This window comes from Iodidimonas nitroreducens (assembly GCA_000710935.1).
GTDB lineage: Bacteria > Pseudomonadota > Alphaproteobacteria > Sphingomonadales > Rhodothalassiaceae > Iodidimonas > Iodidimonas nitroreducens.
Window position 1 is genome coordinate 1 of the sequence record BAYV01000013.1, and the last position, 13,106, is coordinate 13,106.

Sequence of the window (13,106 nt, forward strand, 5' to 3'; positions counted from 1 at the left end):
GCAACGCTTTGGGAATCCCGTTTATGAGTTTACGGCCTAGCCCATGGAAAGCTTAGATTCTATGGTGAATTTCACGTATTAATTATTTTTTATGCGATATCTGATCATATTCGCGGGAAAATATATCTCTGATGTCCTTTTCCGACAGTCCCGCAGCCGCTCAAAGCGGTTTTAACTTTGGCGTGCCGGGATTGATCTGGAAGGCCGGGCCGTCGATCCTTTCATAATCATGGCTGAGCACGGTTGAAACATAATGCCATTGGGCCTTGGCCTCATTTTTGGTCAATTCCAATGAAATCCAGCCGCGATGGCCCGCATCGAAAGCGATCAGTTCGGGATTATGGTTCAAAAACCGGTCTTCCATGATCGCGACCGGGACCGGCAGATATTGCGCAAAGCCGGGCGATGATACAGCCGGGGTCGCCAGTTCCACCGCAATGGGATGGCCCGCCTCATCGGCCAGATCGAAAGCCCAGCTATTATGGCTATCGCCCGCCAGCACAATGGCATTGCTCTTGTTTTTGCGGATTTCGTCGAATAACCGCTCACGCGCGGCGGGATAGCCATCCCACGCATCCAGATTGAGCGGCAGGCCCATTTTGGCAAGACCGGTGAATTGCTGCGCCTGCTGCTCGCTGATTGCCGCCGGTTTTGTGAAATCGGCAACATCCATCAAATCGGGCGCAACGAGCTTACCCATCAATAGTTGCTGGCCCAGAATTTGCCATGGGGCCTTGGCGGCCTGCAATTGATCGGCCAGCCAATTTTCCTGCGTTTTCCCCAGCATCGATCTTTCGGGATTGCCCAAAACATGCTGGCGAAAGGCATCGGCATCGGGCAAAAAGGCGAAGCCTGCGGGCATGTTTTTGGGATCGATTTCTTTGATCGCGGCATAATCGGTGATGGGCTTGGGGTCTTCGCCGGTCATGTCAAAAGGCAGCGGGATCATTTTCACGGCCTGTTCGGGCAGGGCGCTCACCTGTTCCGGGTCCGAAATCATCACCGGATTTTCTGGATCGGTGAAATTGAAAGGGGCACTGCGATAGACCAGATCGCGGCCATAAGAAATCTGCTCATCCCGGCCAATGAGGCGGGTATCGAGCAGGATCAGATCGGCCAGGCCGCCAAAATCATAGGACCGATAGCTGATCAAGGGATCGCCATCGACCGGATCGCGCACCGGCATCCATTCACGCCAGGCCTTGATCGCGGCATCGCGGCGCACGAAAAAATCCCCCTCTCCCTGATCGGGATCATGATTTTCCGCCCCGCCTTTCCAGGTGTCATTGGCTATTTCATGATCATCCCAGATGGCGATCATCGGATGGGCGGCATGAACGGCCTGCAGATCGGGATCGGTTTTATAAAGGGCATGGCGTGTTCGATAATCATCGAGGCTGATCAATTCCCCCAACGGTTTCACATGGCGGCCAAGCTCCAAAGCCCGGGGATCGGCATAGGTGCCATCTTGATATTCATAGAAATAATCGCCCAGATGCAGCACGGCAGCGATGTCCTTTTGCGCCGCTACATCCTTATAAACATTGAAATAGCCTTGGGGATAATTGGCGCAGGAAACGATGGCAAAGCGCAGCTTTTCCACATCCTGGCGCGGCAGGGTGCGGGTATGGCCGATGGGGCTGGTGGTCTGCTTGCTGCGAAAGCGGAAACTATAGCGCCTGCCGGGTGTGAGGCCGGTGGCATCGACCTTCACACAATAATCCCGGTCCTGGTCGGTTTGTGTTTCGCCTGAAGACACGATGGTGGAAAAGCTGTCGTCCGTGGCGATGTCCCATGTCAGTTTGACCGGATCGCCGGTGCTGGCGGCGGGGGTGATCCGGGTCCATAAAATCACCCGATCCGTCAAAGGATCGCCACTGGCCACTCCATGCAAAAAGCGGGGCTGGGGGGCTTCGCCTGCGGCCGTACAGGCGATGGCTCCGGCAGCAGCGCCCATGCTGCCCAGCATATGGCGGCGTGTTATGGTGATATCGCCCATGGTGCATTCCCCTTCAAATCATCCTGTCAGGCCATGATCTTACAGCAGAAGATCTGTTTCAGAAGCCTGAAATCATCGCTTTGATCGTGAGGAATTTCTCATGGGTTTATGACAGCTATGCTATTCAGCCGCCGATCGATCCACTTTGAGCAGTGCCTTTAAATAGGCGCCGGTGTGGCTGGCTTCCACCTCGGCCACGGCCTCGGGCGTGCCTGCGGCCACCAGCTTGCCGCCGCCATCGCCGCCTTCAGGCCCCATATCGATCAGCCAATCAGCGGATTTGATGATCTCCAGATTATGTTCGATCACCACCACACTATTGCCCTGATCCACCAGCGCCTGCAACACTTCGAGCAATTTGCGGACATCTTCGAAATGGAGGCCGGTCGTGGGCTCATCCAGAATATACAGCGTTTTGCCGGTGGCGCGTTTCGATAGTTCCTTTGCCAGCTTCACTCGCTGTGCTTCGCCCCCTGAAAGGGTGGTGGCCGCTTGCCCCACCCGCACATAACCAAGGCCAACCCGTTCGAGCATCAGCATTTTGTCTCGAATGGCGGGCACGGCCTTGAAAAAATCTGCCGCCATTTCAACGGTCATATCCAGAATGTCGGCGATGGAGCGATCTTTGAAGCGGATTTCCAGCGTCTCGCGATTATAGCGTTTTCCCTTGCACTGATCGCAGGTGACATACATATCGGGCAGGAAATGCATTTCGATCTTCAAAACCCCATCGCCCTGACAGGCCTCGCACCGCCCACCCTTGACATTGAAGGAAAAGCGCCCCGCTTTGTAGCCCCGCATCTGGGCTTCCGGCAGCCCGGCAAACCATTCGCGGATGGGGGTGAAGGCGCCGGTATAGGTGGCGGGGTTCGATCGCGGCGTGCGGCCAATGGGGCTTTGATCGATATCGACGATTTTATCGAGATGCTGCAGGCCCTTGATGCTGTCATGGGCGCCGGGCTGGAGCCGGGCATGATTGAGATGCCTCGCCACGGCTTTATAAAGCGTTTCGATGGTGAGAGTTGATTTGCCTGAGCCGGAAACCCCGGTGATGCAACACAGGGTGCCAAGAGGCAGGCTCACATCCACGGATTTCAGATTATTCGCCCGCGCGCCTTTGATGATGAGTGATTTGCCATTGCCCTTGCGCCGTTTTTCGGGGATCGGAATGGCTTTACGGCCGGATAAATAGGCTCCGGTGAGGGACTGTTCGGCGGCCATGATATCTGCCGGGGTGCCGCTGGCGCACACTGTGCCCCCATGCTCACCCGCGCCCGGCCCCATATCGATCACATAATCGGCGCTGAGGATGGCATCTTCATCATGTTCCACCACGATCACCGTATTACCCATATCGCGCAGATTGCGCAGGGTTTGCAGCAGTCGATTATTATCGCGCTGATGCAGGCCGATAGAGGGTTCATCAAGGACATATAAAACCCCGGTCAGCCCCGAGCCGATTTGCGAGGCCAGCCGGATGCGCTGGCTTTCCCCCCCCGACAAGGTGCCCGATGCCCGCGCCAGGGTCAGATATTGCAGTCCCACATTTTTCAAAAAGCCCAGCCGTTCGATGATTTCTTTTAAAATCTTCTCGGCGATGGTGGCGTGTTTCGCGCTCAGGCTTTGGGGCAGGGCGGAAAACCAATCATAAGCGGCGGTGATGCCAAGGGATGTCACCTCGCTGATATGATGCCCGGCAATCTTCACCGCCAAAGCTTCGGGCTTCAGCCGGTGGCCCATACAGCTTTTGCACAAGACGCTCGATTGATAGCGGCTCAATTCCTCGCGCATCCAGGCGCTATCGGTTTCCCGCCAGCGCCGTTCGATATTTTTCAAAACCCCTTCAAAAGGCTTGTTGGTTTGAAAGCGCCGCCGGCCATCGGCAAATTCAATGGCGATGTTCTCGGTGCCCGAGCCATAAAGGATGAGGGATTTTTGGGCATCCGTCAGCTGATCCCAGCGGCTGCGCATGGTAAATCCGGCATGGCGGGCCAGGGCTTCCAGGGTTTGTTTATAATAGGGCGCGGTGGATTTTGCCCAGGGTGCCACGGCCCCATCGGCCAGTGTCAGCGCGGGATCGGGCACGATCAGTTCGGGATCAAAGCGCAATTCCAGACCCAGCCCATCGCAAACCGGGCAGGCGCCATGGGGGCTGTTGAAGCTGAACAGCCGTGGCTCGATTTCGGCAATCGTAAAGCCCGAAACGGGGCAGGCAAAGCGGGCGGAAAAGGTGATCCGCTCTGGCTCGCCTTCCGGTTCATCGCCATCGCGATAGGCATATTCGGCAAAAGCCAGACCATCGGCGAGGTCCAAGGCGGTTTCAAAGCTATCGGCCAAGCGGGTTTCAAGGCCATCGCGCACTACGATGCGATCCACCACCACATCGATATCATGCTTATATTTCTTATCAAGGACGGGGGCATCGGCGATATCATAAAAGTTGCCATCCACCTTCAGACGCTGGAACCCACGCTTTTGCAGATCTTTATATTCTTTTTTATATTCACCTTTGCGACCGCGCACGATAGGCGCCAAAAGATAAAGCCGGGTGCCTTCGGGCAGAGCCATCACCCGATCCACCATTTCCGAGATGGTTTGGGCGGCAATCGGCTCGCCGGTGGTGGGGGAATAGGGGATGCCTACCCGCGCCCATAAAAGCCGCATATAATCGTAGATTTCCGTAACGGTGCCGACGGTGGAACGCGGATTTTTCGATGTTGTTTTCTGCTCGATGGAAATGGCTGGTGATAAGCCCTCGATATGATCGACATCTGGCTTTTGCATCAATTCCAGAAATTGCCGGGCATAGGCCGAAAGGCTTTCCACATAGCGGCGCTGGCCTTCGGCATAAATGGTATCAAAGGCAAGGCTGGATTTGCCCGATCCCGATAGCCCGGTGATCACCGTGAGGCGATCACGCGGAATATCCACATCCACGGATTTCAGATTGTGCTCACGGGCACCGCGAACGGACAGCATTTTCAGCATAAAATCAATATCGCCTGAGGCATGAGTCAAATCAATCCACAGGCAGGTGGGGCAGGGGTGCGGTCAAGTCAAGCCCCTGGCCATCGCTGGCGGGTTTCGCCGTCTTTTGCTGCCAGCTTTCCCTGATCTGATCCGATGTTTGACGGCTGCCATCCGGGCTCCAACCCGGGGGGGCGAAAAGATAGCAAAGCCGCTGGTGCAGGCTTGATGCACCCTTGATGTCCTGAAAAATCCCCAGCCATTCATGAAAGGCCACCTTCAGGGGATTATAGGTGCCCAATTGCTTGATGATGCCATAGCGGCAGGGCTCATCATCATCTTCGCTTACAAAGCTGCCAAACAGGCGATCCCAGATGATCAGCGCTCCGGCAAAATTGGCATCCAGATAGCGTGGATTGGTGGCGTGATGCACACGATGATGGCTGGGGGTGTTGAAAATGGCTTCGAACCAGCGGGGCATCCGGTGAATGGCTTCGGTATGAATCCAGAATTGATAGATCAGATTGATTCCGGAGATGAAGGCGATCATCAAGGGATGAAAGCCCAGGAGGAAAAGCGGCAGGCTGAAAATGAAGGTGAGGGCGGGCACCCCTGTCCATGTCTGGCGGAGCGCCGTGCTCAGATTGTAATGCTGGCTGCTATGATGGATCACATGCGCCGCCCAGAACCAGCGGATGCGGTGGCTGGCCCGATGAAAAACATAATAGGCAAGATCATCAAGGATAAAGGCGGCGATGAAGGCCCACCAGGTAAAGCCGATCTCAAAAAGCCGGGCATGCTCCCAGATATAAAAGCCCACAGCGAGCGCCAGACCGCCAAAAATCAGCCCTGAAATCTGGCTGCCCAGGCCCATCACAAGGCTGGTGGCGGTGTCTTTCGGTTCATAGCGGGTGCGGCCGGTGATTTTGCCAAAGATCATTTCAGCGATGATCAGGATCACGAAAAACGGGATGGCATAGGTGACGGGATTTTCAAGCGTCATGAGCTTTGAACGCGCCGGGCGCGCCTCCCTGTGATTGATTTTGGGGGGTGGCGGCCAGATGGCGCAGGCGATTGAGCCAGACAGTCTGATCCGCATCTTCGGGCCATAGGATCAGGGCGCGCTTCAAGGTAAAATCCCGCAGCCCGATGGCCCAGTCCCCATCCCCTTGGCGGTCGATGCTTAAAAGCGCCGGTCCTTGCAGCCTGCGGGTGACAAAGCCATCCCCCATCGCCACTACCAGCCCCACAGCCGGGCCGCGCAAGGCCATCAGGGCGGTGCGTCCCTTTTGATCGACCACCGCATCCATGATCTCGTCATGCCAATAATCCTGCTGATAGCGGGCCATGGCCGCAGCGGTGGATTGCAGGCGCGCGGGCTGCCATCCCCCCATGAAACGATTGAGGGCAATCAGCAGGAGCACGCCAAGAAGGGCACCAAGGGCAATGAGCGGGTTTTCCATTAGCCTATCTTTATCGGGATCGGGACCCCAGTTTTTTACGATTTTCCATCAGATGCAAGCCGCAATACTGGCAGGGTCGCTGAAGGCGTTCAGCTCAGGCCGATCTCGCCATCGCAGACCATTTGGCGTGCGGCTTCGATATCCGGGGCGAAATAGCGATCAATCTGATAATGGGGCACTTTGGCCCGAATTTTTTGATGAACGGCGGCAAGGGTCGGGGCGGTGGCCAAGGGCAGATGGCAATCAACCCCCTGCGCTGCGGCCAAAAGCTCGATCCCGATGATGGTGGCACAATTTTTGGCGATCTCGATGGTGCGCCGCGCCCCATGGGTGGCCATGGAAACATGATCTTCCTGATTGGCCGATGTGGGGACCGAATCCACGCTGGCGGGATGAGCCATCATGCGATTTTCCGCCACCAGCGCCGCCGCGGTCACCTGCGCGATCATAAAGCCGGAATGAAGGCCGCTATCCGTTACCAGAAAAGCGGGCAGGCCGCTCATTTTCGGATCAACCAGCAAAGCCAGTCGCCGTTCGCTGATCGCACCGATTTCGCACAGGGCATTGGCCAAGGCATCAACGGCGAAAGCCACCGGCTCGGCATGAAAATTACCGCCGGAAATGCAGCTGTCTGCCTGTTCATCAGGATCGCAGAAGATCAAGGGATTATCGGTGACCGCATTGGCCTCGATCAGCAGGCCCCCGCGCACCTGATCGATCACATCAAGGCACGCCCCCATCACCTGCGGCTGGCAGCGCAGGGAATAGGGGTCCTGCACCTTGTCGCACCCCTGATGCGAGGCATGGATGGCACTGCCATCAAGAAGACGACGCAGGATTTCGGCAACACGGATCTGGCCCGGATGCCCACGCACGGCATGAATGCGCGGATCAAAAGGGGCAGTGCTGCCCTTCAGGGCATCCAGCGATAGCGCCCCGCCGATCAGTGCGGCATCAAAAATCCGCTCGGCACGAAACAGCGCATCAAGCCCCAAAGCGGTGGATATCTGGGTGCCATTCAAAAGAGCTATGCCTTCCTTGGGGCCAAGCTCGATTGGCGCAAGGCCAAGCTTGTGCAAGGCCTTTGCGGCGGGAAGGATTTTGCCCCCGATGCTGATCTCACCCACCCCCAGCATGGTGGCTGCCGCCAGATGCGCCAAAGGGGCGAGATCGCCCGAAGCCCCCACCGATCCCTGTGCCGGGATCACCGGCATGGCATCGGCCTTGATCAGGTCAATAAGCCGCTCGATCAGGGGGCGGCGCACGCCGGAATAGCCGCGTGCCAAGGCGGCCATTTTCATAACCATCGCCAGCCGAACGATGTGATGATCCAGTGCCGGGCCGGTTCCGCAGCAATGGGATAACACCAGATTGCGCTGCAAATCCCCCAGCTTTTCGGCGCTGATGCGGCTTTGGGCCAGCAATCCAAAGCCGGTATTCACCCCATAAACGGTTTTCCCCGATTGCAGGATGCGGTCAATGGCGGCGGCGGATTGGTCGATGGCATCCCAGCTTTGGGCATCCAGCACCGGCGCACAGGGCTGAGACCAGATGGCGTGCAGATCATCGTGCTGAAGCTGCCCCGGCATGATGGATAAGGGCGTGATGGATAAGGATGTGGGGGGGAGAGGAGGCATGGGTTCAATCCTTTAGGCCGGGATCAAGAAAAGGCAGATCAAGCTGATATTCGCGGGCGCAGGTGATCGCCGTTTCATAGCCGGCATCGGCATGGCGCATCACGCCGCTGGCTGGATCATTCCACAAAACACGTTGCAATCGCTTGTCGGCCTGCGGGGTTCCATCACACAGGATCACCATCCCCGCATGTTGGGAAAAGCCCATGCCCACGCCGCCGCCATGATGGAGCGAGACCCATGTGGCGCCCGAAGCAGTATTCAAAAGGGCATTGAGCAAGGGCCAATCAGAGACCGCATCCGAACCATCGCGCATGGCTTCGGTTTCGCGATTGGGGCTGGCCACCGAGCCGGAATCGAGATGATCGCGACCGATCACCACGGGGGCTTTCAATTCGCCATTGCGCACCATTTCATTGAAGGCAAGGCCCAAACGATGCCGCTGGCCAAGCCCCACCCAGCAGATGCGGGCGGGCAGCCCTTGGGGGGCGATGCGCGCGGCCGCCATATCCAGCCAGCGATGGAGATGGGGATCATCGGGGATCAGGTCCTTCACCTTTTGATCGGTGCGGGCGATATCGTCTGCATCGCCCGAAAGCGCTACCCAGCGAAAAGGCCCGATGCCCCGGCAGAAAAGCGGGCGGATATAAGCGGGTACGAAACCCGGAAAATCAAAGGCGCGATCAACGCCTTCCTCTAGCGCGATCTGGCGGATATTATTGCCATAATCAAATGTGGGGATGCCCTGATCATGAAAGGCGAGCAGCGATCTGACATGGCTGGCGATGCTTTTGCGGGCGGCTTTGGCCACGGCTTTGGGATCGGTTTCGCGCATTCTGATCCATTGATCGGCGCTCATGCCCTGCGGCAGATAGCCATTGGCGGGATCATGGGCCGATGTTTGATCGGTCACCGCATCGGGCCTGATCTTTCGGCGCAACAGCTCGGGCAGGATATCCGCCGCATTACCCAAAAGCCCGATTGAAACCGGGCGGGATGTGCTTTTGGCTTTGGCCAGCAGATCGAGGGCGTCATCAAGGCTATCGCTGTGGCAATCCAGATAGCCGGTTTGCAGGCGTTTTTCGATGCGATCGGCCTGACATTCAATGGCAAGGCAGCTAGCCCCCGCCATGGTGGAAGCCATTGGTTGGGCACCGCCCATGCCGCCCAATCCGGCGGTTAAAATCCAGCGCCCGGCCCAGCTTCCGTGATAATGCTGGCGGGCCAGTTCCATGAAGGTTTCATAGGTGCCCTGAACGATCCCCTGACTGCCGATATAAATCCACGATCCGGCGGTCATCTGGCCATACATCATCAGGCCCAATCGATCGAGATGATTGAAATGATCCCATGTTGCCCAATGGGGCACCAGATTGGAATTGGCGATCAGCACCCGGGGGGCATCGGCATGGGTTTTGAACACCCCCACCGGCTTTCCCGATTGCACCAGCAGGGTTTCATCATCCTCCAGCCGTTTCAGTACGGAAATGATCTGATCATAGGCATCCCAATTCCGGGCCGCCCGCCCGATGCCGCCATACACCACAAGCTGTTCGGGATGTTCCGCCACATCGGGATCAAGATTGTTCATCAACATGCGCAAGGGGGCTTCGGTCTGCCAGCTTTTGGCCGATAAGGTTGTGCCCCTTGGGGCGCGAATGATTTTGCTGTTCGACAGGCGCTGAAAGCTAGGCATGGGGCTGATCCTTTAGGGGCGTTCGGCCTATCCTGTCTGTACCTGTATAGATTTTCAAGAGTTTTATAAATTGGGGTAGGGTCACAAATGCTTTAGCGGCGCATCATGGAAAGGTTCAGGGGCCCATTACGGCTTGAAGCGGCCGGTGATATCATAGCGCGATCCGGCATGGATAAGATCGACACAGGAGGCCACCATGCCCCCTGTCCATGTGCGGCGGCGGATCAGCAGGCAGGGCTCATTGGGGGCAAGAGCCAAAAGCAGGCGCAGATCATCGCTGGCCGGGATCGCACTGATGCGATGCTCCACTTCCTGCAAAGGAGCAACATCGACCAGATAGCGATAAGAGGTCATTTTTTCGAGATCGAGGCTCAGATAATCAGGGGCGATCTGCGGCTGTACATAGCGATCTTCCAGTAAGATCGGCTGATCATTTTGCAGATGCAGGATTTCGGCATGAAACAAGGGGCTGCCCACGGCCATGCGAAAGCGTGCGGCAATTGTCTCGCTGGCGGGCTCTTTTATCTGGCGCAACACCCTGGCATGATGCTGATTGCCGCCTTCGGAGAGTTCATCGGCAATATCGCGGATGGTGAGCAGGGTGCCATGGGTCCGGCGTTCGGCAACAAAGGTGCCTAGGCCGGGAACGCGTGTGACAAATCCGGCTTCGCTCAATTCCTTCAAGGCCCGGTTCGCGGTCATCCGCGAAACCCCAAGGGATTGCACCAGTTCGCTTTCCGAAGGGGCGCGATCATTGGCTTTCAGGCGGCCATCCTCGATCATCGACAGCACATGCGCCTTGACCATTTTATAAAGCGGTTGCGCGGAGGGCAGGGCTTTTTTCGCAATCATCGGGCCATTCCTGATGGCAGGTGGCACAGGATGAACCGGTATCGATAGGCTGAAGATTTTGTCATGCCCCCCTCATTCTTTTTCTGATGGTTTTACCAAACCGATCCCGATGCCATTTGATTGGCTTTAAAAACCCATCAGATGGCTTCCCCCCGCAGCACCATAGCATGAAGGGGGCTTGCGCCAATCCAATAACTCAATTCCGCCGGGTGGCCGATGGTCCAGATCGCCAGATCAGCGCTGAAGCCTTCGCGCAGCATCCCGGTTTCATGCTGAAGGCCAAGGGCCCGGGCGGCCTGTCGGGTCATTCCGGCCAGGGCATCGGCGGGGCTAAGCTGAAACAGTGTTGTGGCCATGTTCAGGGTGATCAGGGGTGACAGCAGCGGCGAGGAACCGGGATTGCAATCCGATGCGATGGCCATCGGCACGCCATGGCGCTTCAACGCAGCAATGGGCGGCAGGCGGGTTTCGCGCAGGGTATAAAAGGCCCCGGGCAGCAAAACCGCCACCGTGCCAGCCTCGGCCAAAGCTTTGGCATCCTCATCCTTGAGATATTCCAGATGATCGGCTGAAAGCGCCCCATGGCGGGCAGCAAGGGCGGCACCGCCCTGATGGCTTAATTGTTCGGCATGCAGCCTGACCGCCAGACCATGGGCGCGGGCACGGCGAAAAAGCCGATCAATCTGCCCCGGGGAAAAGCCGATGCTTTCGCAAAAACCATCCACCGCATCGGCAAGCTGCTCGGCGGCGATCAGGGGGATCATCTCGTCACACAGCCAATCGATATAGCTGTCATGATCGCCATCATGATCCGGCGGCAGGGCATGGGCCCCCAGAAAGCTGCGGCTGACCCGTATCGGGCGGGCATTTTGGATGCGATCCATTACCCGCAGCATTTTCAGTTCGTTTTCGCGATCAAGCCCATAGCCGGATTTGATCTCGATAGTGCCCAAACCTTCGGCCTGCATCAGATCGAGCCTTTGAAGCGCTGATGCCAAAAGTGTTTCCTCAGTGGCCGAACGGGTGGCGCGCACGGTGGCGGCAATGCCACCCCCTTGTTTGGCAATTTCGGCATAGGGGATGCCCTTGAGCCTGAGATTAAATTCCGCAACCCGGTTGCCGCCAAAAATGAGATGGGTGTGGCAATCGATCAGCGCCGGGGTGATCCAGCGCCCATCACAGGCGATGATCTGGCGGGCCAGCTTTTCCGGACTTTGGGGAAGATTTTTGCGCGGCCCGAGCCAACGGATTCTGCTCCCCTCGATCGCAATGGCGGCATCGGGGATGATCGCAAAATCATCTGCCTCTTCGGCACCTGTTTCACGGATGCGCGCCGGGTCCATGCTGGCGAGATGACAGTGATGATAAAGTCTGTCCCACATCGGAAAGGGATGCACCTTCTCTGTTTCACGATAATAATCTATACAGCTTGGGTGAAACAGGCGGATGATGCAAGCATCGAAAGGGGATAAGGGGATGATGTCGGATCAATCGGAATGCCGGTCATGGCGGTCTGTGGCGTCTTTATTGGGGGATGATCCCCATGCCTCCATCGCCCTATTAGGGCTGCCTTTGGGGGAAAAATCCCTCACCCCCGGGCGCTGCGATCTGGCGCCATCGGTGGTGCGGAAAGCGCTTTTGCGGCTATCCACCTATGATCTGGAGCGTGATCTTTCCCTTGATCATCTGAAGATATTGGATGGCGGCGATCTGATGCTGAAGGCGATGAGCCCGGCTGAGGCCTATCAACCCATCGCCGACAGGCTGGCCGAACTGGCGCATAAGCGCGATCTGACGCTCGTGCTCGGCGGCAATAATGCCATCACCCGGCCAGCCCTTGCGGGATTGGCAAAAGCCCGGGGTTTGGGTCTTGATCGGGTGGGGCTGTTGACATTGGATGCCCATTTCGATCTGCGCGATACCGATTGCGGCCTCAATAATGGCAATCCGGTGCAGGGTTTGCTTGATGATGGGCTGCCCGGTAACCAGATCGCTCAGATCGGCCTGCAGCCTTTTGCCAATACCAAACGCATGGCCGATAAGGCGCGGCAGGCAGGCATTGCTGTGTATCCCATGGCCCGGGTGATGGAGCGGGGGTTGGCGGCCTCTATCGATGCGGCTTTGGCCGGATTGCAAGAGCGGGTGGACGTGATTTATGTGGATTTCGACATTGATGTGATCGCCCGCCATGAAGCCCCCGGTGCCCCCGGTGCCCGCCCGGGCGGGGTATCGGCCCATGATTTTTTCGCCGCCGCCTGCCAGATTGCCCGGCATCCCAAAGTGGCGATGGTGGATCTGTGCGAATTTGATCCTGCCCTTGATATGAGCGACATCACAGCCCTGGTGGCGGCCCGCTGGATGGCGGAAATTCTGATGGGCTATGGCTTGCGACACAGAATGGTTACGGATTGTTAAATTATTCGATGAGGGGGGTTGATTATATCAGCCAAATATAGTCATCATCCCGTTAGCAGAGAATAAAATCACTTTATTCG

At 57.2% G+C, this 13,106-nt stretch carries 9 protein-coding genes; 1 reads left to right on the forward strand and 8 read right to left on the reverse strand.

Features of this window, described 5'->3' with window-relative positions; genetic code table 11:
• Positions 1-160: 160 nt before the first annotated feature.
• The 8 genes from AQ1_RS06020 to hutI form a co-directional block, all read right to left on the reverse strand.
• Positions 161-1,999 (reverse strand): alkaline phosphatase D family protein, encoded by a 1,839-nt coding sequence (locus tag AQ1_RS06020; RefSeq protein WP_042085351.1) that lies wholly within the window; start codon positions 1,997-1,999, stop codon positions 161-163.
• A gap of 120 nt (positions 2,000-2,119) precedes the next feature.
• Positions 2,120-4,987 carry an excinuclease ABC subunit UvrA gene (uvrA, locus tag AQ1_RS06025; protein ID WP_042085355.1) on the reverse strand — a complete coding sequence of 956 codons (2,868 nt, stop codon included), beginning with the start codon at positions 4,985-4,987 and terminating at the stop codon, positions 2,120-2,122.
• 31 nt (positions 4,988-5,018) lie between these two features.
• Positions 5,019-5,969 carry a sterol desaturase family protein gene (locus tag AQ1_RS06030; RefSeq protein WP_042085358.1) on the reverse strand — a complete coding sequence of 317 codons (951 nt, stop codon included), beginning with the start codon at positions 5,967-5,969 and terminating at the stop codon, positions 5,019-5,021.
• A complete protein-coding gene (locus AQ1_RS06035) occupies positions 5,959-6,429 on the reverse strand; it encodes a hypothetical protein (protein WP_042085360.1) in 471 nt (156 codons plus the stop codon). The genes AQ1_RS06030 and AQ1_RS06035 overlap by 11 nt, the downstream gene beginning before the upstream one ends.
• Before the next feature lie 89 nt (positions 6,430-6,518).
• Complete coding sequence (gene hutH / locus AQ1_RS06040) at positions 6,519-8,066, reverse strand: histidine ammonia-lyase (RefSeq protein WP_042085362.1); 1,548 nt, start codon at positions 8,064-8,066, stop codon at positions 6,519-6,521.
• 4 nt (positions 8,067-8,070) lie between these two features.
• Complete coding sequence (gene hutU / locus AQ1_RS06045) at positions 8,071-9,759, reverse strand: urocanate hydratase (protein WP_042085365.1); 1,689 nt, start codon at positions 9,757-9,759, stop codon at positions 8,071-8,073.
• A 126-nt stretch (positions 9,760-9,885) separates the two neighbouring features.
• Positions 9,886-10,611, reverse strand: coding sequence for a histidine utilization repressor (gene hutC, locus AQ1_RS06050; RefSeq protein WP_042085368.1), 726 nt, complete (start codon positions 10,609-10,611; stop codon positions 9,886-9,888).
• 137 nt (positions 10,612-10,748) lie between these two features.
• A complete protein-coding gene (hutI, locus tag AQ1_RS06055) occupies positions 10,749-11,993 on the reverse strand; it encodes an imidazolonepropionase (protein ID WP_081837119.1) in 1,245 nt (414 codons plus the stop codon).
• A gap of 94 nt (positions 11,994-12,087) precedes the next feature.
• Between hutI and AQ1_RS06060 the strand changes: the two genes are divergently transcribed.
• Positions 12,088-13,026, forward strand: coding sequence for an agmatinase family protein (locus tag AQ1_RS06060; RefSeq protein WP_313982232.1), 939 nt, complete (start codon positions 12,088-12,090; stop codon positions 13,024-13,026).
• Positions 13,027-13,106 lie beyond the last annotated feature (80 nt).